24 protein-coding genes are annotated in these 23,261 nt (G+C 58.6%); 13 read left to right on the top strand and 11 right to left on the bottom strand.

What is annotated here, in order from left to right:
* Positions 1-35 precede the first annotated feature (35 nt).
* Positions 36-1,220, bottom strand: coding sequence for an acyl-CoA dehydrogenase (locus RSE16_13965; GenBank protein WRH75787.1), 1,185 nt, complete (start codon positions 1,218-1,220; stop codon positions 36-38).
* Between the two features lie 174 nt (positions 1,221-1,394).
* Here RSE16_13965 and RSE16_13960 point away from each other — a divergent pair, with 174 nt between their 5' ends.
* Entirely contained in the window at positions 1,395-2,885 is a 1,491-nt protein-coding gene (locus tag RSE16_13960; GenBank protein ID WRH75786.1) for an aldehyde dehydrogenase family protein, read from the top strand.
* A gap of 41 nt (positions 2,886-2,926) precedes the next feature.
* Here the strand turns inward: RSE16_13960 and RSE16_13955 are convergent, their stop codons facing one another.
* Genes RSE16_13955 through RSE16_13940 form a run of 4 tightly spaced genes read right to left on the bottom strand, consistent with a single transcriptional unit; the run spans position 2,927 to position 7,281 of the window.
* The gene (locus RSE16_13955; GenBank protein WRH75785.1) at positions 2,927-4,177 is read right to left on the bottom strand and encodes an acetyl-CoA C-acetyltransferase; all 1,251 of its coding nucleotides are present in this window, start codon (positions 4,175-4,177) and stop codon (positions 2,927-2,929) included.
* A gap of 20 nt (positions 4,178-4,197) precedes the next feature.
* Positions 4,198-4,980: an SDR family oxidoreductase gene (locus tag RSE16_13950; GenBank protein ID WRH75784.1), complete on the bottom strand. Its 783-nt coding sequence runs from the start codon at positions 4,978-4,980 to the stop codon at positions 4,198-4,200.
* 10 nt (positions 4,981-4,990) lie between these two features.
* Positions 4,991-6,196, bottom strand: coding sequence for an acyl-CoA dehydrogenase family protein (locus RSE16_13945; protein ID WRH75783.1), 1,206 nt, complete (start codon positions 6,194-6,196; stop codon positions 4,991-4,993).
* On the bottom strand, positions 6,193-7,281 hold the full coding sequence (locus tag RSE16_13940) for an acyl-CoA dehydrogenase family protein (GenBank protein WRH75782.1): 1,089 nt from the start codon (positions 7,279-7,281) through the stop codon (positions 6,193-6,195). Before RSE16_13940 ends, RSE16_13945 begins: the two co-directional genes overlap by 4 nt.
* A gap of 183 nt (positions 7,282-7,464) precedes the next feature.
* On the opposite strand from RSE16_13940, the gene RSE16_13935 reads away from it, so the two are divergent.
* From RSE16_13935 to RSE16_13920, 4 genes are all read left to right on the top strand, one after another.
* A complete protein-coding gene (locus RSE16_13935; protein ID WRH75781.1) occupies positions 7,465-8,958 on the top strand; it encodes a CoA-acylating methylmalonate-semialdehyde dehydrogenase in 1,494 nt (497 codons plus the stop codon).
* 3 nt (positions 8,959-8,961) lie between these two features.
* Positions 8,962-10,107, top strand: a complete 1,146-nt coding sequence (locus tag RSE16_13930; GenBank protein ID WRH75780.1) for an acyl-CoA dehydrogenase family protein — start codon at positions 8,962-8,964, stop codon at positions 10,105-10,107.
* Positions 10,104-10,973, top strand: a complete 870-nt coding sequence (gene mmsB / locus RSE16_13925) for a 3-hydroxyisobutyrate dehydrogenase (protein WRH75779.1) — start codon at positions 10,104-10,106, stop codon at positions 10,971-10,973. Before RSE16_13930 ends, mmsB begins: the two co-directional genes overlap by 4 nt.
* Positions 10,974-11,196: 223 nt before the next feature.
* Positions 11,197-11,586, top strand: coding sequence for a VOC family protein (locus RSE16_13920; protein ID WRH75778.1), 390 nt, complete (start codon positions 11,197-11,199; stop codon positions 11,584-11,586).
* On the opposite strand, the gene RSE16_13915 is transcribed toward RSE16_13920, so the two are convergent.
* Positions 11,555-11,929, bottom strand: a complete 375-nt coding sequence (locus RSE16_13915; protein WRH75777.1) for a hypothetical protein — start codon at positions 11,927-11,929, stop codon at positions 11,555-11,557. The two genes, RSE16_13920 and RSE16_13915, sit on opposite strands and share 32 nt — an antisense overlap.
* Before the next feature lie 78 nt (positions 11,930-12,007).
* Here RSE16_13915 and RSE16_13910 point away from each other — a divergent pair, with 78 nt between their 5' ends.
* Positions 12,008-12,850 carry a hypothetical protein gene (locus tag RSE16_13910; protein WRH75776.1) on the top strand — a complete coding sequence of 281 codons (843 nt, stop codon included), beginning with the start codon at positions 12,008-12,010 and terminating at the stop codon, positions 12,848-12,850.
* Positions 12,851-12,944: 94 nt separating this feature from the next.
* Positions 12,945-14,165 (top strand): cytochrome P450, encoded by a 1,221-nt coding sequence (locus RSE16_13905; GenBank protein WRH75775.1) that lies wholly within the window; start codon positions 12,945-12,947, stop codon positions 14,163-14,165.
* A gap of 124 nt (positions 14,166-14,289) precedes the next feature.
* Here RSE16_13905 and RSE16_13900 read toward each other — a convergent pair whose 3' ends face one another.
* Complete coding sequence (locus RSE16_13900; protein WRH75774.1) at positions 14,290-15,096, bottom strand: DUF1295 domain-containing protein; 807 nt, start codon at positions 15,094-15,096, stop codon at positions 14,290-14,292.
* The gene (locus RSE16_13895; protein WRH75773.1) at positions 15,093-15,698 is read right to left on the bottom strand and encodes a lysophospholipid acyltransferase family protein; all 606 of its coding nucleotides are present in this window, start codon (positions 15,696-15,698) and stop codon (positions 15,093-15,095) included. The genes RSE16_13900 and RSE16_13895 overlap by 4 nt, the downstream gene beginning before the upstream one ends.
* Positions 15,699-15,827: 129 nt before the next feature.
* Here RSE16_13895 and RSE16_13890 point away from each other — a divergent pair, with 129 nt between their 5' ends.
* Positions 15,828-16,958, top strand: coding sequence for a beta-ketoacyl-ACP synthase III (locus RSE16_13890; protein ID WRH75772.1), 1,131 nt, complete (start codon positions 15,828-15,830; stop codon positions 16,956-16,958).
* A 74-nt stretch (positions 16,959-17,032) separates the two neighbouring features.
* Here RSE16_13890 and RSE16_13885 read toward each other — a convergent pair whose 3' ends face one another.
* Together RSE16_13885 and RSE16_13880 are read right to left on the bottom strand one after the other, a co-directional pair.
* Entirely contained in the window at positions 17,033-17,374 is a 342-nt protein-coding gene (locus RSE16_13885; GenBank protein ID WRH75771.1) for a PilZ domain-containing protein, read from the bottom strand.
* A gap of 110 nt (positions 17,375-17,484) precedes the next feature.
* Entirely contained in the window at positions 17,485-17,661 is a 177-nt protein-coding gene (locus RSE16_13880; GenBank protein ID WRH75770.1) for a PspC domain-containing protein, read from the bottom strand.
* 571 nt (positions 17,662-18,232) lie between these two features.
* Between RSE16_13880 and recF the strand changes: the two genes are divergently transcribed.
* Genes recF through RSE16_13855 form a run of 5 tightly spaced genes read left to right on the top strand, consistent with a single transcriptional unit; the run spans position 18,233 to position 22,270 of the window.
* Complete coding sequence (gene recF / locus RSE16_13875; protein WRH75769.1) at positions 18,233-19,315, top strand: DNA replication/repair protein RecF; 1,083 nt, start codon at positions 18,233-18,235, stop codon at positions 19,313-19,315.
* An 11-nt stretch (positions 19,316-19,326) separates the two neighbouring features.
* A complete protein-coding gene (locus RSE16_13870; protein WRH75768.1) occupies positions 19,327-20,994 on the top strand; it encodes a sulfotransferase in 1,668 nt (555 codons plus the stop codon).
* 12 nt (positions 20,995-21,006) lie between these two features.
* Positions 21,007-21,579, top strand: coding sequence for a CDP-diacylglycerol--glycerol-3-phosphate 3-phosphatidyltransferase (gene pgsA, locus RSE16_13865; protein ID WRH77373.1), 573 nt, complete (start codon positions 21,007-21,009; stop codon positions 21,577-21,579).
* Positions 21,579-21,833: a molybdopterin converting factor subunit 1 gene (gene moaD, locus RSE16_13860; protein WRH75767.1), complete on the top strand. Its 255-nt coding sequence runs from the start codon at positions 21,579-21,581 to the stop codon at positions 21,831-21,833. Before pgsA ends, moaD begins: the two co-directional genes overlap by 1 nt.
* Positions 21,830-22,270, top strand: coding sequence for a molybdenum cofactor biosynthesis protein MoaE (locus RSE16_13855; GenBank protein ID WRH75766.1), 441 nt, complete (start codon positions 21,830-21,832; stop codon positions 22,268-22,270). Before moaD ends, RSE16_13855 begins: the two co-directional genes overlap by 4 nt.
* A 35-nt stretch (positions 22,271-22,305) precedes the next feature.
* On the opposite strand, the gene RSE16_13850 is transcribed toward RSE16_13855, so the two are convergent.
* Positions 22,306-23,211, bottom strand: coding sequence for a hydrogen peroxide-inducible genes activator (locus RSE16_13850; protein WRH75765.1), 906 nt, complete (start codon positions 23,209-23,211; stop codon positions 22,306-22,308).
* Between the last annotated feature and the right edge of the window lie 50 nt (positions 23,212-23,261).

The raw sequence follows: 23,261 nt of genomic DNA, 5'->3' as shown, positions 1-23,261 counted from the left end.
CATATTCCCCTCCCGCAAGCGGGAGGGGAGTTAGATCAAAACGCCGCGATGCCGGTAATTGCGCGGCCCAGGATCAGCGCATGAACATCATGCGCGCCTTCATAGGTGTTCACCGTTTCCAGGTTCACCATGTGGCGGATCACCTGATATTCCTCGCTGATGCCGTTGCCGCCGTGCATGTCGCGCGCCATCCGGGCAATATCGAGCGCCTTGCCAACATTGTTGCGCTTGACGATCGAGATCATGTCGGGGGCAAAGCGACCTTGGTCGATCAGACGGCCGACGCGCAAGCTGGCCTGCAGGCCAAGTGCAATGTCGCTCATCATGTCGGCCAGTTTCTTCTGGTAAAGCTGGTTTGCGGCAAGCGGTTTGCCGAACTGGTGCCGATCAAGGCCATATTGGCGCGCGGCATGAAAGCAGAATTCCGCCGCACCCAATGCGCCCCAGCTGATCCCGTAACGCGCCCGGTTGAGGCAGCCAAACGGACCCTTCAAGCCCTGCACTTCGGGTAACAGGGCATCTTCGCCCACCTCGACATTGTCCATCATGATCATGCCGGTGGTCGACGCGCGCAAGCTCAGCTTGCCTTGGATTTTCGGCGCGGACAGGCCTTTCATGCCCTTTTCAAGGATGAAACCGCGAATGCCGCCGCCATGCGCTTCGCTTTTTGCCCAGACGACAAAGACATCGGCAAAGGGCGCGTTTGAAATCCAGGTCTTGCTGCCGTGGATAACATAGCCGCCATCAACCTTTTTCGCGACGGTGCGCATTCCGGCAGGGTCGCTGCCCGCATCGGGCTCGGTAAGACCGAAACAGCCGATCAATGTGCCTGCAGCAAGCCCCGGCAGATATTTGCGGCGCTGCTCTTCCGTTCCGAAGGCGTTGATCGGGTGCATCACAAGGCTCGATTGTACCGACGCCATCGAACGATAGCCGGAATCGACGCGTTCGATTTCGCGGGCAATGAGGCCATAAGCCACATAGCTGGCACCTGCGCCGCCATAGGCGGGATCGATGGTTGCACCTAGCAACCCGGCCTGACCCATGAGCGGGAAAAGCTCGGGCGCGTCGACTTCCTCACGAAATGCCTTGATCACGCGCGGCTGCAATTCGTCTTGCGCAAAGCCATGCGCAGCGTCGCGGATCATGCGTTCCTCTTCGGTCAATTGATCGTCGAGGAAGAAAGGATCGGACCAGTCAAAGGCTGCCATTTCGGCCATGGGAATCTCCATATGCGTTTCCGGCTCGCTAGACTTTTCGCTGAAATGAAACAAGTTGCTTCACCCAATGTCAGCCTGAACTTGTTTCAGGGTCTATCGTGCAGCTAAGGATGTAAGGTGGGAGGCGGAATGGATCTTGAAACAAGTTCAGGATGACGCATCCAGGAGGCGGAAGTGCTATTTCAGAATGAAGTCGAACTATTGCTCGGGCGATTTGGTTCTTCAATTCCCTCGGGCAACTTCCCCGTTCACACCCCTATCGATGGCAGCAAGATAGCCTCGATCCCGCTTGCAACAGCGGCCGAAATCGATGCCGCGCTCAATCGTGCGCAGTCGGCTTTCCTCAAATGGCGCAGCGTACCTGCGCCGCGCAGGGGAGAGCTTGTCCGCCGTTTCGGAAATGCCCTTCGTGACCATAAGGCCGACCTCGCCCGCCTCGTCACCATCGAATGCGGTAAGCCGATCAGCGAAGGTGAGGGCGAGGTGCAGGAGATGATCGACATTTGCGATTTCGCAGTCGGTCTTTCGCGCCAGTTGCACGGTTTGACGATCGCCAGCGAACGGCCCGGCCACCGGATGATGGAACAATGGCATCCGCTGGGGCCGACATTGATCATCAGTGCGTTCAACTTTCCCGTCGCGGTCTGGGCATGGAATGCTGCGCTTGCGCTGGTGTGCGGCAACAGCATTGTCTGGAAACCTTCGGAAAAAACACCGCTAACCGCGCTGGCAACACAGGCGCTGCTGGATGGCGTATTGGCGGAATTTGACGATGCGCCCGGTGGTTTGTCGCAGGTTATTGTGGGTGCCCGCGATACCGGGGCGGCGCTGGTCGCTGACCGCCGCATCGCGCTGGTTTCCGCAACGGGCAGCACCGAAATGGGACGCGCAGTCGGTCAGGCGGCAGCGGCGCGTTTTGCCAAGGCGATCCTGGAACTGGGCGGCAACAATGCCGCGATTGTTAGTGACAAGGCTGACCTAGACCTTGCGCTGCGCGGGGTGTTGTTTTCGGCTGTGGGTACCAGCGGGCAGCGCTGCACCAGCCTGCGCCGGCTGTTCGTGCATGACGGTGTCTATGATGGCTTTGTCGCAAAACTGAAGGCCGCAGCGGCGAGCATTCCTGTGGGCGACCCGCTCGATACGGTGCATCTTGCCGGGCCGTTGATCGATGAAGATGCTTTTGCGCGTATGATATCAGCGCTGGATGAGGCGGAGGGGTTGGGCGCGATCATCAGCGGCGGCGAACGGCTCGACCAACCGGGTGTCTATGTGCGCCCCGCCATTGTGGAAATGGGCAATCATGCCGGCCCGGCCTTGCGTGAGACCTTTGCGCCGATCCTTTATGTCTTTCGCTATTCGGAACTGGATGCGGCCATCGCTTTGCAGAATAGTGTCGGCGCAGGCCTGTCATCGTCGATCTTCTCGCTCGACATGCGCGAATGTGAACTGTTCTTGTCGGCATCGGGCAGCGATTGCGGGATTGCCAATGTCAATATCGGCACATCAGGCGCGGAGATTGGCGGAGCCTTTGGCGGGGAAAAGGAAACCGGCGGTGGGCGCGAGTCCGGGTCTGATGCTTGGAAGGCCTATATGCGCCGCGCCACCAACACCATCAACTACAGCAGCGCGCTACCCTTGGCGCAGGGTGTGCGGTTCGACATTTGAGATTGGGGGCGGTCCCGCAAAGGACTGCCCCCAAATGCACATCAGATGCGTTCGATAATTACGGCCGGTGCCATGCCGCCAGCAGCGCACATGGTAATCAGGCCATAACGTCCGCCCGAACGTTCCAGTTCGTCGAGCGCAGTGCCGATCAGGATCGATCCGGTGGCGCCAATGGGGTGGCCCAGCGCGCAGGCGCCGCCATTGATGTTCACTTTGTCGCGATCAAGATTGAGGTCGCGGATGAATTTTTCGGCAACGATCGCAAATGCTTCGTTGATTTCCCACACGTCGATATCCTCGACCTTGAGGCCGGCCTTTTCGAGCACCTTCTTCGCCGCAGGTACGGGTGCGTTGAGCATCAAAGTCGGGCAGTCGCCGATATTGGCATAAGCAACGATGCGGCCGCGTGGTTTCAGCCCATGCTTTTCGGCATAATCCTTTGACGTGATCAGCAATGCAGCTGCGCCATCAACCACGCCGGAGCTGTTGCCGGCATGGTGGAAATGTTCGATCTTCAGATCGGGATAGCGACGGTTGATCTGCTTGCGGAAGGTCGTGCCATTGCCAAGATCGAAATCGGCCATTCCGGCAAAGCTGGGCTTCAGCGCGGCCAGGCCTTCGGCGGTCGTTTCGGGGCGCGGAAATTCTTCATGGTCGAGAGCGACGGTTCCGTCTTCATTATAGACGGTAACCAGCGAACGGTCGAAACGGCCTTCGCGGATCGCGCGGGCGGCCTTTTCCTGGCTCGAAAGTGCAAGTGCATCGAGTTCCTCGCGCTTGACGCCTTCCATGCTGGCAATGGCATCGCCGCAAATGCCCTGATGGCTTTGCGGGTGGATCGCGTCGAGCGCAGCATTGCCCGAACCCATGCCGAGCGGCTTTACCCCTGCATTGGCAAGTTCTGCGCCATAAGCCCCGGTAAAGCTCATCATCTCGGTGCCGCCGGCGATGACGCAATCTTCCATACCCGACATCACCGTTGCAGCGGCGAGGTTCACCGAAGTGATGCCGCCGCCGCAGAAACGGTCCAGCGTGGTTCCCGAAGCCGAAATGTCATAGCCAGCGGCCAACGCAGCCATGCGGCCAAGGTCGCCGCCCTGCTTGCCATTCTGGCTGGAAGTCGACCAGATGATGTCATCGACGGTCGAGGTGTCGAGATTGTTGCGGTCGCGGATTGCCTTGAGCACCGTCGCGGCCAGATGCTGCGGGTGGAGGTGTGACAATGCGCCCTTGCCGGGTTTGCCGACGCCGCGCGGGGTGCGGACTGCGTCGATGATATAAGCTTCGCCCATGGGAAATCCTTTCGGTTGAATTAGCGAGGGGCCATGCGGATTGCGCCATCGAGGCGCAGGCATTGGCCGTTGAAATAGGTATTGCGGTTGAGTTCAAGCACCAGACTACCAAACTCCTCCGGCTTGCCGAGGCGCTTGGGGAAGGGCACTGATGCGGCAAGGCTGTCGAGCACATTTTGGGCCGCGCCCAGCATCAGCGGCGTTGCGAAAATGCCGGGCATGATCGAATTGCAGCGAATGCCGAGGTCCATCAGGTCGCGCGCCAGCGGCAGGACGAGCCCATTCACGCCAGCTTTGGCCGAACCGTAAATGACCTGGCCGATTTGCGCGTCCTGCGCGGCCACCGATGCAGTAAGCGTGATGCAGCCGCGTTCGCCATCTTCCATCGGTTCCAACTCGCTCATGCCGAGCGCTGAAAGCGAGGCGAGGCGATAGGAGGCGACGAGGATGCCCTGCACGCCATATTCATAATCCTCGGTCGAGGTGCGCTTATACTTGCCGGCCGTCTTGTCGAAGGACAACGTCTTGCCACGCTTCGAGGTCATCGCACAATGGACGAGAATGCGTTCCTGGCCATGCGCAGTGCGGGCCTTTTCAAAGCCTGCGACCACCGAATCTTCGCTGGTGATGTCGACCTTGCAGAACAGCCCGCCAATCTTGGCCGCAACTTCTTCGCCCATGGCTTCGTTGACGTCGAAAATGGCAACTTTGACACCCTGTGCCGCCAGCGCCTCTGCACTTGCCCGGCCCAGCCCAGAGGCCCCGCCGGTGACGACGGCTGATATGCTATTGTCGAGTTTCATATGCGTTTCCTCAGGCAGGAATTTGGTTGAACGGGATGCCCTTGTCAGGGCGATGATCCTGCGGCAGGCCGAGGATGCGTTCGGCGATATTGTTGAGCAGCGTTTCGTCCGAACCGCCGGCGATCCGGCCAGTGGGCGCGTTGATCCAGCTCGTCTGCCAATTTTCCTTCACATAGGCATGTTCGTCGAAATGGAAGGCGTCGGTGCCCATCAGATCGAGTGCCAGTTCAGACAGTTTCTGTCGTGAACGCACCGCGACCAGTTTTTGCAGGCTACCTTCCGGCCCCGGCTCCATGCCGGCCTGCATCATCTTCATTGCCCGTGCCGTAATCGCGTCAAGGGCATTGCGCATGGCATAGTTGCGCGCAATTGCCGAACGTACGCGGCCATCCTCGATCGCAGGCTTGCCATTGACTTCAATGTCCTTGGCAAGGTTCACGAACAGGTCGAGATGCGGACCGAAACCCGCGCTGTCGGTGGCGATATAGCGTTCGATCATCAGCGTCGTCATCGCTACGCCAAAGCCGCCGCCAATGGGTGAGAGACGGTGGCTGTCGTCGAGCTTCACATCGTCGAAAAACACTTCGTTCACATGGCTGTCGCCGCCAGCGAGCTTGACCGGGCGTACCGTGACACCCGGCGCGCGCATATCAACCCAGAAATAGGTCAGGCCCTTATGCTTGGCAACGGTCGGGTCAGACCGGGCAACGATCACGCCATAGTCGCAATATTGCGCCCAGCTGGTCCACAATTTCTGGCCGTTCAGTTTCCAGCCATTGCCTTCCTGTTCGGCGCGCAGCCGCAGTGCCGCAAGGTCCGATCCGGCGGAGGGTTCGGAGAAAAGCTGGCACCAGATTTCCTCACCGCGCAGCGCCTTGATTACGCGCTCCTTCACAAAGGCCTTGTCTTCGCAATAGCGCATCATGATCGGGATGGGCATGCCCAGCGAGATGCCGAAATAGCCGCTCGGCATACCGAACTGCATTTCTTCGGCTTCGAAGGTGATTTTTTCGAGATGGCCAAGACCCTGACCGCCCATTTCCGTGGGCCAGTTGATCCCGGCATAGCCCGCATCATGGCGCGCGGCCATGTAGCGGCGGCCGGCAGCAAGGTCTTCCTCGACATTGTTGCCACGGCGTGCCTCACGGCCAAATTCGCCAGCAACCGATTCAAGCCAGGTGCGTGCTTTCTGGCGGTAGGTTTCAAGATCGCTCATTTGCCTTCTCCTGCCAGCTGTGCAGTCAGTATATCTTCCCAGAAATAGAGGTTGCCCTGTTCAATTGCGAGGCTGCGGGCCCGACGCATATGAAGGTGGATCCCCGCCTCCCATGTCGCGCCGATGCCTCCATGCAGCTGGATACAATCGCGCGATGCGGTATCATAGGTTTCGGTTCCCTGAATGCGCGCGGCGGCGGCCGCGGTCAGGAATTGCGGTGTTCCTTCCATCCCGGCGGCGTGGATTGCGCTCGCCCGGGCAAGTTCGACAAGGCCATACATTTCGGCGATGCGGTGCTTCACCGCCTGAAATGCGCCGATCGGCTGCCCAAAGGCCTTGCGGGTGCAGGCATAGTCGCGCGCCCGTTCCATCAATGCCTCTGCGCCGCCTGTTTGTTCATGTGCAGTGACGACCGATTGCAGCGCAAGATTGTTAAGTGCCGCATCCATCGCCGCCTGTCCGCGCGCGATCACCGTGGCAGCTGTGCCGGCAAATACAAGGTCGGCATAGCAGCGGCTGTTGTCGAAGCTGTCGACCAGATGGCGCTCCACCCCGTCCAATGCGGCGACGGCAAGAACAGCTTCTCCGCCATCATTGGCGAGCACGACTGCAACGTCGGCCTTCAGCGCACCGACGACTGAGGGCTTGGTGCCAGTGAGCGCACCGCCTTCGAGCTTGAGGGTCGTACCCAGCACGGCTTGGCCTTCGGCAAAGCCAACGGCACCGATTGCTTCGCCGCTGGCCAATTTCGGCAGCCATGCTTGCTTCAGCGCTTCATCACCATGATCGAGAATGGCGCGCGCTGCGCCGAAAGATCCGGTCAGGAAGGGCGCACCGGCAAGGCTGCGGCCGATCTGATGGGCCAGAAGGCCAAGATCCACCAGACCCAATCCTATGCCGCCATAGGCTTCGGGTAGCGCCAGCGCCGTCCATCCCTGTTCGCGCGCCGTGTCCCAATAGGCGGCGTGAAACTCGCCTTTTTTCTCAAGCAGCGGTAGCAAGGTTTCGCTGGCCACCTTTGCTTCAAGTACGCGCCGCGATTCGGTCGCGATAGCCTGCTGGCCTTCGTCATAAAGCAACGACATTGATCATCCTCTCCTGTTCGGCAAAGCCGATCGTGCAACAGCGGTTTAATCGCGCAATTAAATCTTTCAAGGCCGGATCGCATTTTCTTCACGATACGAGCCCCCCTATGCAAACTCAGCATTTCGCTTTGCGCGTCAAATCGCTATGGCCGCAAAAATTCGAATTCGGGCGGGAGCAGCATAGTGCGACAAATTGATCATTTCCTTGTGGGCGGCGCGCCTGCAGCATCGCGGTTCAGCGACATTATGGATCCTAATAATGGCGGGGTACAGGGTCGAGTTGTGCTGGGCGACAAGACGGTTCTCGATCAGGCTGTCGCGGCTGCACAAGCGGCGCAACCGGCATGGGCCGCGATGAATCCGCAGCGCCGCGCACGGGTGATGTTTGATTTCAAGGCGCTTGTTGAAAAGAATATGGATGAACTCGCCCATATGCTCAGCGCCGAGCATGGCAAGGTGATCGCCGATTCAAAGGGCGATATCCAGCGCGGGTTGGAGGTTGTCGAATTTTGCTGCGGCCTGCCACATGTGTTGAAGGGTGAATATACGCAAGGCGCCGGCCCTGGCATCGATGTCTATTCGATGCGCCAGCCGCTGGGCATTGGCGCTGGTATTACGCCGTTCAACTTTCCGGCGATGATCCCCCTGTGGATGGGCGCGGTAGCAACCAGCGTCGGCAATGCCTTCATCCTAAAGCCTTCGGAGCGTGACCCGAGCGTGCCCAACCGTTTGGCCGAACTGTTCCTTGAGGCAGGAATGCCCGAGGGCATTTTCCAGGTCGTGCACGGTGACAAGGAAATGGTCGATGCGATCCTTGACCATCCGGCGATCAGTGCGGTCAGCTTTGTCGGTTCCTCCGACATCGCGCATTATGTGTATAATCGCGGCGTTGCTGCCGGAAAGCGCGTGCAGGCGATGGGTGGTGCGAAGAACCATGGCATCGTCATGCCCGACGCTGATCTTGATCAGGTGGTGAACGACCTGACCGGCGCGGCATTTGGCTCGGCTGGCGAGCGCTGCATGGCGCTGCCCGTCGTTGTTCCCGTCGGCAATGACACCGCCGAGCGCCTGAAGGAAAAGCTGATCCCTGCGATCCATGCGTTGAAGCTGGGCATCTCGACCGATCCCGACGCGCATTATGGCCCGGTTGTTACGGCGCAGCACAAGGCCAAGGTCGAAGGCTGGATCCAGAAATGCGCGGATGAAGGCGGCGAACTCGTCATCGACGGGCGCGGCTTCAAACTGCAGGGGCATGAGGACGGCTATTTTGTCGGCCCGACCCTGTTCGATCATGTGACCACCGACATGGAAAGCTATAAGGAAGAGATTTTCGGCCCCGTGCTGCAGATCGTCCGCGCAATGGATTTTGAGGAGGCGCTGAGCCTTCCCAGCAAGCATCAATATGGCAATGGCGTTGCGATCTTTACGCGCAACGGCCATGCTGCGCGCGAATTTGCCGCACGCGTCAATGTCGGCATGGTCGGCATCAACGTGCCGATCCCGGTGCCGGTTGCCTATCACAGCTTTGGCGGATGGAAGCGCTCCGGCTTTGGTGACACCGACCAATATGGTATGGAAGGCATCAAATTCTGGACGAAGGTGAAAAAGGTCACTGCACGTTGGCCCGATGGTTCACCCGATGGCACAAACGCGTTCATCATTCCGACCATGGGGTGATCAATGACGAACCAGTTCGACCTCACCGAAGACCAACTCGCCATTCAGGATATGGCGAAAAAGTTTACCGCTGATCGGATTACGCCCTTTGCGGGCGAATGGGACGAGAAGAGCCATTATCCGGTTGATGTGTGGAAGGCGGCAGGCGAGCTTGGCTTTGGCGCTATCTATATCTCGGAAGAGAATGGCGGGATCGGGCTTGGTCGGCTGGAAGCGGCGTTGATCATGGAGGCGATGGCCTATGGCTGCCCTGCGACCAGCGCCTATATCTCGATCCATAATATGGCCGCCTGGATGATCGACTGTTTTGGATCGGCAGAATTGAAGGCGCGCTATCTGCCCGACCTCGTCAGCATGGAGAAAATCGCCAGCTATTGCCTGACCGAGCCGGGCTCGGGGTCGGACGCAGCGGCGTTGAAAGCCAGCGCGCGGCTGGATGGCGACCATTATGTCTTGAACGGCACCAAGCAATTCATTTCGGGTGCAGGCGTCAATGATCTTTACGTCTGCATGGTCCGCACCGGCGATGAAAAGGCGAAGGGTATCAGTTGCATCGTCGTCGAAAAGGATACGCCCGGCCTCAGCTTTGGCGCGCCTGAGAAGAAGCTCGGCTGGAATGCATCGCCCACCGCGCAGGTGATCTTTGAAGATTGCCGCGTGCCGGTTGCCAACCGTGTGGGCGCGGAGGGCGATGGCTTCCGCTTTGCGATGGCGGGGCTTGATGGCGGGCGCCTCAACATCGGGGCCTGTTCGCTCGGCGGGGCGCAACGTTGCCTCGACGAGGCGGTGAAATATACCAAGGAACGGCAGCAATTTGGTCAGCCGGTTGCTGATTTCCAGAACACCCAGTTCATGCTCGCCGATATGGCAACCGACCTCGAAGCTGCGCGCGCGCTGCTCTATATGGCCGCGTGCAAGGTGAACGCCAACGCGCCCGACAAGAGCCGTTTCTCGGCAATGGCGAAACGGCTTGCAACCGATAATGGCAGCGAGGTGGTCAACAAGGCGCTGCAACTGTTCGGAGGCTATGGCTATTTGCGCGACTATCCGATCGAGCGTTTCTGGCGCGACCTGCGCGTTCACTCGATCCTTGAAGGCACCAATCAGGTGATGCGGATGATCGTCGGAAGGGATTTGTTACGCCAATGAAAATAGGCTTTATCGGTCTCGGCAATATGGGCGGCGGGATGGCCGCGAACCTTGTGAAGGCTGGACATAGCGTCAACGCATTTGATCTGTCGGCAGAGGCACTGGCGCGCGCGAAGGACAATGGCTGCGCGACCTTCACCAACGTGCGCGATGCGGTGGCCGATGTCGAAGCGGTTGTATCGATGCTGCCCAACGGCAAGATCGTCGCCAACGTCTATGCAGGCGATGTCATCGACCAAGCGCCCAAAGGTGCTATCCTTCTCGATTGCTCCACAATCGATGTCGATACAGCTCGCAAGGTGACGGCGGATGCGACCGCAGCCGGCTATGAAATGGTTGATGCGCCGGTATCGGGCGGCATTGCTGCAGCCAATGGTGGCACTTTGACCTTCATGGTCGGCGGCAGCGGCAGCGCTTTTGCCCGGGCCGAGCCCATCCTTGCCGCGATGGGCAAGGCGGTGATCCATGCAGGTGCCAGCGGCGCAGGGCAGGCGGCGAAAATCTGCAACAATATGTTGCTGGGCGCATCGATGATCGCGACCTGCGAGGCGTTCAAGCTTGCAGATAAACTCGGCCTAGACCTCCAGACATTTTACGACATTTCGTCAAAGGCTTCGGGCCAGAACTGGTCGATGACCAGCTATTGCCCCGTTCCTGGCGTCGGCCCGCAATCGCCTGCGGACAACGACTATCAAGGCGGCTTTGCGACCGCACTGATGCTGAAGGATTTGAAACTGGCGATGGAAGCCGCAGCTTTGGTCGAGGCCGATGTGCCGATGGGCGAAAAGGCCGCTGCGCTTTATGAGGCGTTCGACAAGGCCGGGCAGGGCGGTTTGGACTTCTCGGCGATTATCAAGACGCTTTGAACCGGCGACAGTTGCTGCGCGGATGGTCATGCCGCGGGCCGATTGCATTTGGGCTCGCTGCGTTATACTCTTTAGCCCACGGGTCGTCTCGTCCGGACAGGCGAGGCATGAGCAGGTCGACGCGATATGGAGCGACAAGATGCACACCGCATCGCGCTTCTTTAGGCCAAGGCGTTTGCTCGGCTATGCTTTCTCACCTGCTCCTTATGCGGAGGAACGCGCCATGAGCTTGGCCCATTATACCCCGATTGCCTTCATACTGACCCGCCATCGCAAGACTGCAGAGGATTTTTACCGAGAGAAATTAGGGCTAAACTTTGTGGCTGATGACGGGTTTGCCGCCGTTTTCGACCTTGATGGTGCATCTTTGCGGATTACCGAAATTCCCGATTACCAGCCCGGGCCCCATCCCGTGCTCGGCTGGAAGGTTGATGATATCGAGGCGCAAGTGCGGGCGCTGACCGATCGGGGGATTGTTTTCACGATCTATGAGGGGCTGGGGCAGGACGCATCCGGGATCTGGACCGCGCCTGATGGTTCGGCAAAGGTTGCGTTTTTTTCTGATCCCGACGGAAACGGGCTTAGTCTGACGCAGGTAATGCGGCCCGATTAGAGGATGCCCGCGCCGCGACCCATGTCGCCCATAATCCTCCGGCCATCATCACGCCCAGAACGATGCTGTAAAACAGTGCGCCCTGTTTGGGTGGCCCGAACAGCAGATGGTCCAGCGTCGGGACGAAAAGGCCGAGCATCAGCCCGCTGAACAGCCCCCATGCCGCCGCCAATGGGGCAGGTCCGGTGCGTGGAAGCATCCAGGCTGCGGCGAAAAGGGCGGCTGCCACGGCAAGCTCGTCAAAAGCCAGAGGGATCAGGCGGATGTCCCCCGCCCAGCGGGCCAGTTCGCTTGCGGCAAGCAATAGGGCAAAACCGAAGCTGATCGAGCGCAAGATATTCATGGCCGAACATATGTGCGGTGTCGCGGCACAGCGCAAGCGGTGCTTGTCGGTCGCTATCGGGGCAGCTAGGGCATCAACATGGATCGCAAGCGCGCATTATCATTCCTTGTCGCCGGCTTATTCGCCTTCGCTTCAGCAACTTCTGTGCTGGCCAATCCCGAGGTTGACCTTGCCGACCGCGGGACGGTGCCAAGTTGCAGCATAACCGACCAACTGTCCCCGGCGCTGTCTGCGCGCGCTGACCAGATCGGGTTTGCTCGCACCCCGCAATTGATGCCCAGTACGGTCACGCGCGCCCAATTTGGTGGCCGGTTGCGCTGTGCCCAAACGCTTGACGGCAAGACCCGCACTATCGGTATTGCCCTTGTTGAGGATTTTATCCGCGACGGCACAAAATTGCGCGCCTTGTATCAAGGCGACAGCATCGTCTTTTCGCTGAGCGGCGAAACCCCGGCGGCTACCTATCCGACCCGCAAGGGAGAATATCGCTGCTATCGCGGCGGCGCAGCGGCGGTGATGCAGTGCACGACCGGCTTTGGCGCCAAGGGGGCGAGCCTGCTCGTCTTGCAGAACCAGAATGAAGATTACCGCCTTGGCCTGTCGATCAGCGCCTATGACTGGCCTGATGGCACCGGACGCCCGCTCGCACCGGTGACCTTGACGGCGGGCGCACGTCCACCGGTGATGGCGGAATGGCTGAACCAGTCACTCGGCGATCCGGATGATGCCGCAGCCTGGACGGCGGTGTTCGAAGGCCCGGATTATAGCGATGCCCTGTTGAAGCAGGAAGGTCCGGTGCCTGTCGTGATCGAGACGCGACTGTCGGGCGACCTGCCGATCCGCGCCGAATTTGATTTTGCCGAACTGATCGCGCTGTACAGGGCTGCGGCGATGCTAACGCGCGAAATGCCGGTGCGCTGAAATCCTTCGCTGATTGATGCGCGCTATGCCTTGAATTGCTGCTCAGTCTGCTTATCCTTTGGATAGGTGGTATACATGAGGGGGTCGATATAAAATGTCCGATGAAGATCAGCCGCTTCCCACCGGCTACCAGCTTTCTGCGCTTGATCCGACCTATCGCGAAACGCCTTGGGTGCCGCTTGATCGTCTGCGCGCCGCCGATCCGGTGCACCATGATCAGGCATTGGGCCGTTATTTCCTGACGCGCGGCAAGGAGGTGTCGGAACTGATCAAGAATCGCGACCTGAATGCCGACCCGCGCAAGGCGAATGAAGGCAGTTTCTCCAAGACGCTCTACGGCAATAACAGCAAGGAATTGTCGATCCTGATGCTCGACGATCCCGAGCATAAACGGCAGCGAACCTTGGTGCTAAAAGCGTTCAACAAACGCTCTGTCGATGCGTTATTGCCGCGGATCGAAGAAATTGCCCGCGGCCTTGCCGACGATATTGAAGCGGCAGAAGGCGAGTTTGATTTTGTCGCGCTGTTCGGTTCGCCCTTGCCCACGACTGTCATGGCCGAATTGCTTGGCATCAATGCCGCAGACCGCAAGGATTTCCGCCGCTGGTCGCTGGGCTGCATGCAGGCGCTGAACCCTTTCCGCACGCCCGAGCAGACCGCGCTATATGAGGAATCGACGACCGTGCTTGCCGATTATCTGGCGCGCGAAGTCGATATTCGCCGGACCCAGCCGAGCGACGACCTGATCACCCGCCTTGCGCAGGCTGAGGAGGAGGGCGACAGCCTTACCACACAGGATATCGTGCTGCTTATCCGCTTGCTGCTGATTGCAGGCAATTCGACCACCACCGACATGCTCGGGGCGGGCGTCGTCCAATTGTTGAAAAATCCGGATCAGCTTGCCAAGTTCAAGGCGCGCCCCGATTTGCATGACAATGCGATGGATGAAATCCTGCGGGTCGAGCCGCCGGTGACGCAGGTGCTACGCAGCGCGCACCAAGATATGCAGGTCGCCGACAAGCAGATTTCCAAGGGTGATACGATCCACATGTCGCTCTTCGGCGTGCATTTGGATCCCGAAATGAACCCTGACCCGCATAAATTTGATATTGAACGGAAAAATGTGCAGCATTTCGCTTTTGGCGGCGGCGCGCATTATTGCCTGGGTGCAGGGCTCGGCAAGGCGCAGGCGAAAATCGCATTGCCCTTGCTGTTCGAACGCTTCCCCGATCTTGCCTTCGCGCCGGGCCGGGAGGTGAAGCACAAGGTCGCGCCGGCATTTAACGGCTATGGTGAGGTCTGGCTGGTGAAGTGAGCCGGCCGCTGTGAAAAATTGTCATCCCCGACTTGATGGGGAATCCATGATAGGAAGTGTCGGTTTACTTTGACCCGACAGACCATGGATTCCCGCTTTCGCAGGAATGACAAATCCCCAACATTTATTTTTTAGGCGGCAATGGGAAAAAGCCGGAAGTCCGCTCGATATAGGCGGCATAATCGGGCCGGTTTTTCTTAAGGCTGCGTTCGAGCAAGGGCTTGCCCGACCATTTGGTCAAAGTGAAGGTCAGGAAGATCGGGCCGATGACGCTCACCCAGCCGACCGGCCCGGTTTCGGCCGCAACCAGCCAGATACCCCACCATGTGCAAGCGTCGCCGAAATAATTGGGGTGGCGCGTAAAGCGCCATAGCCCGGTGTCGAGCACCTTGCCCTTATTGGCCGGATTGCTGCGGAAGGCCTTAAGCTGCGCATCGCCGACGGTTTCAAAAAGAATGCCGATCAATGCGATGGCGATGCCCAGCCAAGCTATCGGACCCATGACCGTGCGGCCGCCCTCACTTGCCCAGATGCCCATTTGGGCAGGTAGCGCGGTGATGAACAGCAAGGGAGCCTGCGTCAGAAAAACCATCAGCAGCGCGGTTTTTGCCCAGCTCCAGCCTTTGGTTTCCATCGCATGGCCCATGATCTTTTTATATCGCGGGTCTTCGCCTTCGTGCCGCCAGCGGGTGACCAAATGTATGGCGAGGCGCATGCCCCAAAGGGTGGTGAGCCCCAGCAGTACATCTGCGCGGCGGCCGTCGCCGTCGATCTGAAACCAGCTAGACCAGGCTAGGATGACCATCCCGAATGCCCAAAAGGCATCGATGAAAGACACATCGCGGATGCGTACCGCATAAGCCCAAAGCAGAAGGATCGCTGCGAACAGGATCATAAGGTTCAGCGCCAAAAGGCTCAAAATATCGGTCATGCGTCTTTCACTCCCGTTATGCTCGCCATCTGCTTTTCCGGATGCTTCGGCGTCACGCTCGAATAGATTGCGGCGACCTTCGCCATGTCGGCATCATAATCGCCGGTCGGCCAGATCAATGGGCCCAGCCCGCCGGTTTTGGTGCCATAATCCATCATGCCCACTACCATGGGCACCTTGGCAGCCATTGCAATATGGTAAAACCCCGTTTTCCATTGCTTGACCGACCCGCGCGTACCTTCTGGCGCGATTGTCAGCATGAACTCTTTCCGACGATCAAATTCATCGATCATCGCCTGCACATAATTGCCACCCTTGGAACGGTCGACCGGTACGCCGCCGATATCGAGCAGAAAGTTGGTGATCGGCCAGCGGAACAGCGATTTTTTCGCCATGAAATGCGGCTGGATACCCAGAGTTTGTGTCAGGCCGAGATAATAGAGAAAATCCCAGTTGGACGTATGCGGCGCCGCTATAATGACAAAGCGGCGCGGTTCGGGAACCACGCCCTGTACGGTCCAGCCCTGACGCCGGAAAAACCACATCAGCAACGCCTTTACGGCGCGCGAGATCAAGCTCGGTGTGCGCGTTTGCAACGCCATTCTGGTGCGACCCTCCTACCCCTGACGAAGGACAATGCCCTCCGTTACATTCAAATGCAATTGGCTTGTTTCCCTTATCGCACGGCGCTAGGCGACAAATTGCAGAATGAAAAATAAAGCGGGATTGCCATGACAGACGCCCATACCCCGGTCATTTCAGCGACCGGCCTTTACACGCCGAGCGACATCATCACCAATGAAGAGCTGGTCGCGAGCTTCAACGCTTATGTGGATCGCTATAACACGGAAAATCCCGACGCGGAGCCGCTGATGCACAGCTCGGTCGAGTTTGTCGAAAAGGCAAGCGGGATCAAGGCCCGGCATGTAATCGACAAAAGCGCGATCACCGATCCGGCGCTTATGGAACCGCGTTACGCCGAACGCCCCAATGATCAGATTTCGCTGATGGCGGAAATCGGCGTTGCCGCCTGCCGCGACGCGCTTGCCAAGGCAGGGCGCGATATCGCCGATGTCGATGCGGTTTTGTGCGCAGCGTCAAACCTGCAGCGCGCCTATCCGGCGATGGCTGTTGAAATCCAGCATGAACTGGGGATGGAACGCGGCTTTGGCTTTGACATGAATGTCGCCTGCTCGTCCGCTACCTTCGGCATACAGACCGCCGCAGACTATATTCGCGCTGGCAATGCGCGTTCGGTGCTGGTCGTAAATCCGGAAATTACCTCGGGGCATTTGAACTGGCGTGATCGCGACAGCCATTTCATCTTTGGCGATGTGGCGACCGCAATCCTTGTCGAGGCGAAGGATCTTGCCCCGGCCAAGCATTGGGAAATCCTCGGCACCCGTTTGAAGACCCAGTATAGCAATAACATCCGCAACAATTTCGGCTTTTTGAATCGCGCCGAAGGCAAGGGACCTGTCGACCAGAGTGGCCCCAAGACGGACAAATTGTTCGTGCAGGAAGGGCGTAAGGTCTTCAAGGAAGTGGTGCCGATGGTCGCGCATATGATCGTCGACCATGCTGCGCAGTTGGGACTGGATAGCAACAAGCTGCGCCGTCTCTGGTTGCATCAGGCAAATCAGGGAATGAACCGCCTGATTGCACAGCGCGTGCTGGGCCATGAAGCCAATGAGGATGAAAGCCCCACCGTACTTGATACTTATGCCAACACCTCAAGCGCGGGTTCGATCATCGCCTTCCACAAGCATAGCGATGATCTGGCGGCGGGCGATATCGGCCTGATTTGCTCGTTTGGGGCAGGCTATTCGGCGGGCAGTGTGTTCGTGCGCAAAGTGGCCTGATCCCGCAAAGCATAAGGTTATGCTATCGGGCTGCCAGCGACCATATTGAAGGCTGCGCCAAAGCCGTCCGTAGATCAGCCCGGGCCAAGCGAAGGGAATTTTGCGAGGATATGGTCGAAAACGGCAGGGTGTAGCGGGGCAACAAAGGCGCAGCCATAGCTTTCGCCGATCCGCCAGACGACCTCTGCCTCGAGCGGGCCGAATCCGGGCAGCGTGATGAATATCCGCCCATGGTCGTTCAGATGGCTGACGGTGGCGATGCGGCATCCCGATTGGGAGATGTCGACAATCTGCGCCTGCATGCGCCCGCCGCCAAATTCCCGCAGGTCAATCGTAATGTTGACGTCGCCACGCGAATAGCGACGAAATTCGATGCCCTTGGCGGGCTCGCTTTTTCCTTTTGCGCTATATGGCATCCAAAGCCGCCTCGAAAACATGCTTGATTTCCATGGGCCTTATCATGCCAAAAGTGAAAATCCAGTTTCCAACACCAAAATGGATGCAACTCGCGCGCAGCGCCGGCTGATCAATCGAGGATCAGGCCAAGCGCTGCATAGATTAGCAAGGCAGAGCCGAAGCCGAACAAAGTCGCGAGTACGAAAATGACCCGGATAACAGTCACATCCATGCCGGTCCATTTGGCAACGCCGCTGCATACGCCCCAGATTTTCTTGTTGGTGCGATCAAGCATGAGTTTTGTCATTTTACTATTTCCTTTGAGGGGTTGGATTGCGGGTTTGTTTTCAAATTTCAGGCTCATCAGACGATCCCGCCGTTCAGCGCTGGTGCAATGCTGGTTCCGATCATGACAAAGGCGCAGAACATGGCGGCTGTGAATGCGAAAAGCTGGTTGCGGTGTTGGGTGTTCATCTCAAATTCCTTTTTGAAAGTCAGACCTGCCGATCAGGCAAGTTGGGTTGATACCGAGGTGATGGCAGGAGCGATGCTGGTGCCGATGGTGATGAAGGCGCATGCGATCGCGGCGAATAGCGAAGCGAATTGATTGCGGGTCGAAATGGTCATTTTAAAGTTCCTTATATTGGCTTTCCGGGATGTTCCGGTGATATCGATGAGATTGCATGAGCCGTGCCAACAATAGGAATTATAATAAAAACAAATATATAAGAGAGTTTACATATTTATCGTGGCATATCGCAAAGCTGAACATTGGGAAAATATCCCAACCATTCGCATCTATGTTGCGTGCGATCGCGGCCGTGGGGGCCTTTTTATTTGGGCGTTGACCGCGGCCTGTGCTGCGCTAGGGCCTTGTCATGGTTATTGACCGGTTGGACCTTACCGATTTTCGCAATCATGCGGCGATAAGCGTGCAACCCGCCGGCCGATTTGTCATTTTGCATGGCGCGAACGGGGCAGGCAAAACCAATATCCTCGAAGCGCTATCCTTGCTGGTGCCCGGACGCGGGCTGCGCCGGGCCAATTTGCACGAAATGGCGCGTCAAGCAGGTGCGGGCGGCTTTACCGTGGCCGCGCATATGGGGGCAACGGCATTGGGAACAGGCGTGCTGGGGCAGCAGCCGGGGCGCCGGATCGTTCATATCAATGGCGCCAATGCCGCGATCAACGATCTTTCGGAATGGCTCGCGATATTGTGGCTGACGCCGGCGATGGACCGATTGTTCGTCGATGGTTCTGGGGCCCGGCGGCGGTTTCTCGACCGCTTGGTACTCGCGCTCGAACCCGCCCATGCGCGCAACAGCAGCCGGTATGAAAATGCAATGCGGCAACGCAACCGCATGCTCTCCGAAGGGCAGCGTGACGCAGCCTGGTTCGATGCGATCGAGGCATCGATGGCCGATCCGGCTGTCGCCATAGCCGAAAGCCGGGCGCGCACGGTGGCGCAATTGTCGGCAAGGTTGGCGGGCATGCCGCCGTCCATCTTTGCGCGGCCGCTGATCGAACTGGAAGATGCTGCCACACCTGATCGCGATGCCTATATCGCGATGTGGCGTCAGGGCCGTCCGCGCGATCGTGCGGCCGGCCGGACCCTTTCAGGTCCGCACCGCAATGATCTGATCGTCCGGCATGAAGGCCATGGCCAAGCAGCGGCATCCTGTTCAACTGGGGAACAAAAGGCGCTGCTCTTGTCGCTGATCCTCGCCCATGCGGGCCTTGTTGCCGACATACGCGGCGCACCGCCCATATTGTTGCTCGATGAAGTTGCCGCACATCTTGATCCTGAACGGCGCACTGCGCTTTTTGCACGGCTTGCGGCGACGGGCAGCCAGGTCTGGATGACTGGTACAGAGGCGGCCTTGTTTGACAGCGCCGGGGATGACGCAACGCGTATCTATGTTTCCGACGTGGCGCTTGGCGCGGCGCACGGCCTGCGCTAGATATGGCGTCCATGATCCCGCAATCCACCGATCCGGTCAGTCGCTATGTCAACCGTGGCATCCGCAATCCCGACCTGATCGAAGCGGCGTCGGCGATCAACGAAGACCGTCTGGCGGATGCCGAACCGTTATTGCGCGCCCATTTGCGGCAAGATCCGCTGGATGTCGCGGCGATCCGACTGATGGCGCAACTGGCGGCGCGGCTCGGGCGATATAAGGATAGTGAGGCACTGCTCCGGCGTGCGCTCGAACTCGCGCCGGATTTCATTGTCGCGCGGAGCAATCTTGCCGGCATATTGTATCGGCAGAACCGGTTTGAAGAGACGGTCGAGCTGTTGAACGACGTTCTCGCCGCCGAAGGTGATGATGCCGGCGGGCAGAGCCTGATGGCTGCCGCGCTAGGCCGTATTGGCGAATATGACGAGGCATTGACACTTTATGGCGCGCTGACTGAGCGGTTCCCGCAGCATGCAAAGCTTTGGATGAGCTATGGCCATGTGCTGAAAACCGTTGGCAAGCAGAACGAAGGCATTGCTGCCTACCGGCGCGCGCTTGCCGAAGAGCCGACGTTGGGCGAAGTCTGGTGGAGCCTTGCCAATCTGAAAACGGTGCAATTTGACGCCGCCGATATCGCCGCCATGGAAGATGCGCTGAACAGCGGCGATAGCCTCTCCGACGATGATCGGCTGCATTTGCATTTTGCGCTGGGCAAGGCTTATGACGACCGGCGCGAGGCGGAGGCATCATTTGGCCATTATGACCAGGCGAACCGGATAAGGCACGGCCAGCTGCAATATGATCCCGACATCATTACCGCGCATGTCGATGCGATTATCGCGCGCTTCACCCCAGAATTCCTGTCCAACCGTTCCAATCTGGAAGAGGGCGCTGCCGATCCGATTTTCATCCTGGGAATGCCGCGGGCAGGTTCAACGCTGCTTGAACAGATATTGGCGAGCCATAGCCTGATCGAAGGCACGATGGAGTTGCCCGACATGCCGGCAATCGCACTTCGCGAGGGCAAGGGCGTGGCCAGCGGTTGGGTTGATGCCGTTGTCCAGATGTCGGCAGACCGTTTGGCTGAACTGGGAGACGATTTTCTGAACCGCACCCGCGTTCAGCGCAAGACGGATCGTCCATTCTTTATCGACAAGCTTCCGAACAACTGGATCTACACCGGCCTTATTCACCTGATCTTGCCCAACGCGAAGATCATTGATGCGCGGCGCCATCCGCTTGACTGCTGCTTTTCCAATTTCCGCCAGCATTTCGCCAAGGGACAGGCATTCAGTTACAGCCTATCCGACATGGGGCGCTATTATGCCGATTATGTGCGGTTGATGGCACATTTTGATCGCGTGCTTCCCGGTCGGGTGCATCGTGTGATCCATGAACAGCTGATCGAGGAACCCGAGGTGCATGTGCGGGCAATGCTCGACTATGTTGGCGTGCCGTTTGAAGAGGCCTGCCTCAACTTCCATGAAAACCGCCGCGCAGTCCGCACAGCATCGAGTGAACAGGTGCGCCGTCCGATCAATCGCGACGGTGTCGATCAATGGCGCGCCTATGAAAAATGGCTCGACCCGTTAAAGTCGGCATTAGGCAGTTTGTGGCTCAGCTACCCTGAAGTTGAGGACCGAACCCAAAACGCGGCTGTTGTTGCCAAATCGCAGAGATAGGATGGAATGACAATGTTGAGCCTCCCCAATATCCTGACATTGTCGCGCATTCTGGCGGTGCCTATGCTGGTCTTCCTGCTGTGGCCGGGGGTGAAGCCTGAGAGCATTCAGCCGCTGCCGGTCGATTATTGGCTGGCCTTTGCGCTTTACTGCTTGATGGGGATTACCGACTATTTCGACGGCTATGTTGCCCGCACGCAAGGGACCGTCTCCAAACTGGGGGTCTTTCTTGATCCGATCGCCGACAAGATCATGGTCGGTGCGGTCATCCTGTTGCTCGTCTTCACCCGCGATATCGATGGCTGGCATGTCATCGCCGCGCTGGTCATATTGCTGCGCGAAATCACGGTTTCCGGCCTGCGCGAATTTCTGGCGGGGCTTCAGGTCTCCGTTCCGGTTTCCAAAATGGCGAAATGGAAGACGACGGCGCAGCTTGTTGCTTTTGGTGGGCTGATCCTTGCAGGTGCGTTGCCGCTATGGGATTGGCTGAAAATCACCGCGCTCGGTTTGCTCTGGGTTGCAGCCATTTTGACGCTGATCACCGGCTGGGATTATCTGCGCGCCGGCGTCAAGCATATGGATTGATGATGCGGGTTGTTTATTTTGCGGCGGTGCGCGAGGCAATTGCCACCGACAGTGAAGAGGTCGAATTCCCCCAGAGCATCGTGACGGTTGCCGATGCGGTTGAGTGGCTGTGCGGCAAGTCACCTGCCCATGCATCTGCTTTTGCACGGCGTGATCGGCTTCGTTTCGCTTTGGACCAGATCATGGTGAAGGCTGATGCGCCGCTTGATGGCGCGCGCGAATTTGCGATTTTTCCGCCGGTTACTGGCGGATGATAACCGTCCGTATCCAGCGCGCGGCATTTGATACAGCGGCAGAAATTGCCGCCTTGGACGGAGAAGCTATCGGCGCGGTTGCGACCTTTACCGGAATAGTCCGGCGTGATGGCGGGGTCGATGCCATCGAGCTTGAACATTATCCTGGGATGACTGAAGCTAGTCTGGCGCAAGTTTGCGAGGACGCCATGCGCCGCTGGCAGCTTGCGGGCTGCACCATCATCCACCGTGTCGGGCGGATGACGGTCGGCGAAGCGATTGTGCTGGTCGTGACGGCATCGTCGCACCGGGCGAATGCGCTGGAAGCCTGTGCCTATCTGATCGATCGGCTGAAAACCGACGCGCCCTTTTGGAAAAAGGAATTTCGCGACGGTGCGGCCATCTGGGTCGAGGCCAAGGATAGCGATATGGCGCGGGCCGAACGGTGGGATCAATGACCGCGGATGACGTTCCCGGTTGACCCTCGCTGCCGTCAGACAGAAACGACCTCGCGGATGATGTTTGCAAGAAGCTCAAACTCGGGCTGGCGTGGGCTGTTCGTGCGCCAGACGAGGGCAATTTCGCGATTGGCGTAGGGTGCCTCCAATGGCCGCGCCTGCACCTGCGTTCCATTCAACAGCCCGTATTTCACTGCCATTTCGGGGATCAGTGTTTGGCCCAGCCCGCCATCGACCATCTGGATCAGCGTGTGCAGTGATGTGCCCAGCATCATCGCCGACGCGCGCAGTTCGGGGCGGTTGCAGGCCGCCAGCGCATGATCTTTCAGGCAATGGCCGTCGACAAGCAGCAATAGCCGTGATTCGTCGATCATTTCGGGAAGGATCGTATTCGGTGGATTGTCCGGTTCACCTTTAGGAAAAGCGACGAAGAACCGGTCGCGGAAGAGCGTCGCATGCTCGATATCTCCGCAGGCAAAGGGGAGTGCCAGCAACACACAATCAACCTGACCCCGATGTAGCGCATCGCAGGCTGCGGCACTGGTTTCCTCACGCAGGTAAAGTTTCAGGTCGGGATAACGACTGCGCAGTTCGGGTAGCAGGCGCGGGAGGAGGAAGGGCGCGATGGTGGGTATGACGCTGATCCGCAGTTCGTCTGCGAGCGGCTTTCCACTGGCACGCGCCATGTCGGCCAGTTCTTCGGCTTCGCGCAGGATGCGATGCGCCTTCAGCACCATTTTCTGGCCAAGCGGGGTGAATCGTACCACCCGCCGTGTCCGTTCCACCAGCACCAGGCCGAGCAGTGATTCGAGTTCGCGAATCCCGGCCGACAGTGTCGACTGGGTGACGTAACAGGCGTCCGCAGCCTTGCCAAAATGGCCATGCTGTTCGAGTGCGACCAGATATTGAAGCTGTTTGAGCGTTGGGAGATAGGTGCTCATTTATGGCTGTCCTGTCGATTAATAGACGCTTCATTAATCGATTTTACCGA

The organism is Sphingobium sp., assembly GCA_035196065.1.
GTDB lineage: Bacteria > Pseudomonadota > Alphaproteobacteria > Sphingomonadales > Sphingomonadaceae > Sphingorhabdus_B > Sphingorhabdus_B rara.
The sequence above is the reverse complement of the archived record's forward strand: the minus strand, read 5'-3'. Positions and strand labels throughout refer to the sequence as shown.

Bases quoted from the DNA above. Each gene is read 5' to 3' on its own strand.
- RSE16_13965 (WRH75787.1), bottom strand. From the start codon at position 1,220: ATGGCCGAAATGGCAGCCTTTGACTGGTCCGATCCTTTCTTCCTCGAC.
- RSE16_13955 (WRH75785.1), bottom strand. From the start codon at position 4,177: ATGGGCGAAGCTTATATCATCGACGCAGTCCGCACCCCGCGCGGCGTC.
- RSE16_13950 (WRH75784.1), bottom strand. From the start codon at position 4,980: ATGAAACTCGACAATAGCATATCAGCCGTCGTCACCGGCGGGGCCTCT.
- RSE16_13945 (WRH75783.1), bottom strand. From the start codon at position 6,196: ATGAGCGATCTTGAAACCTACCGCCAGAAAGCACGCACCTGGCTTGAA.
- RSE16_13940 (WRH75782.1), bottom strand. From the start codon at position 7,281: ATGTCGTTGCTTTATGACGAAGGCCAGCAGGCTATCGCGACCGAATCG.
- RSE16_13930 (WRH75780.1), top strand. From the start codon at position 8,962: ATGACGAACCAGTTCGACCTCACCGAAGACCAACTCGCCATTCAGGAT.
- mmsB (WRH75779.1), top strand. From the start codon at position 10,104: ATGAAAATAGGCTTTATCGGTCTCGGCAATATGGGCGGCGGGATGGCC.
- RSE16_13920 (WRH75778.1), top strand. From the start codon at position 11,197: ATGAGCTTGGCCCATTATACCCCGATTGCCTTCATACTGACCCGCCAT.
- RSE16_13915 (WRH75777.1), bottom strand. From the start codon at position 11,929: ATGAATATCTTGCGCTCGATCAGCTTCGGTTTTGCCCTATTGCTTGCC.
- RSE16_13910 (WRH75776.1), top strand. From the start codon at position 12,008: ATGGATCGCAAGCGCGCATTATCATTCCTTGTCGCCGGCTTATTCGCC.
- RSE16_13905 (WRH75775.1), top strand. From the start codon at position 12,945: ATGTCCGATGAAGATCAGCCGCTTCCCACCGGCTACCAGCTTTCTGCG.
- RSE16_13900 (WRH75774.1), bottom strand. From the start codon at position 15,096: ATGACCGATATTTTGAGCCTTTTGGCGCTGAACCTTATGATCCTGTTC.
- RSE16_13895 (WRH75773.1), bottom strand. From the start codon at position 15,698: ATGGCGTTGCAAACGCGCACACCGAGCTTGATCTCGCGCGCCGTAAAG.
- RSE16_13890 (WRH75772.1), top strand. From the start codon at position 15,828: ATGACAGACGCCCATACCCCGGTCATTTCAGCGACCGGCCTTTACACG.
- RSE16_13885 (WRH75771.1), bottom strand. From the start codon at position 17,374: ATGCCATATAGCGCAAAAGGAAAAAGCGAGCCCGCCAAGGGCATCGAA.
- RSE16_13880 (WRH75770.1), bottom strand. From the start codon at position 17,661: ATGACAAAACTCATGCTTGATCGCACCAACAAGAAAATCTGGGGCGTA.
- recF (WRH75769.1), top strand. From the start codon at position 18,233: ATGGTTATTGACCGGTTGGACCTTACCGATTTTCGCAATCATGCGGCG.
- RSE16_13870 (WRH75768.1), top strand. From the start codon at position 19,327: ATGATCCCGCAATCCACCGATCCGGTCAGTCGCTATGTCAACCGTGGC.
- pgsA (WRH77373.1), top strand. From the start codon at position 21,007: ATGTTGAGCCTCCCCAATATCCTGACATTGTCGCGCATTCTGGCGGTG.
- moaD (WRH75767.1), top strand. From the start codon at position 21,579: ATGATGCGGGTTGTTTATTTTGCGGCGGTGCGCGAGGCAATTGCCACC.
- RSE16_13855 (WRH75766.1), top strand. From the start codon at position 21,830: ATGATAACCGTCCGTATCCAGCGCGCGGCATTTGATACAGCGGCAGAA.
- RSE16_13850 (WRH75765.1), bottom strand. From the start codon at position 23,211: ATGAGCACCTATCTCCCAACGCTCAAACAGCTTCAATATCTGGTCGCA.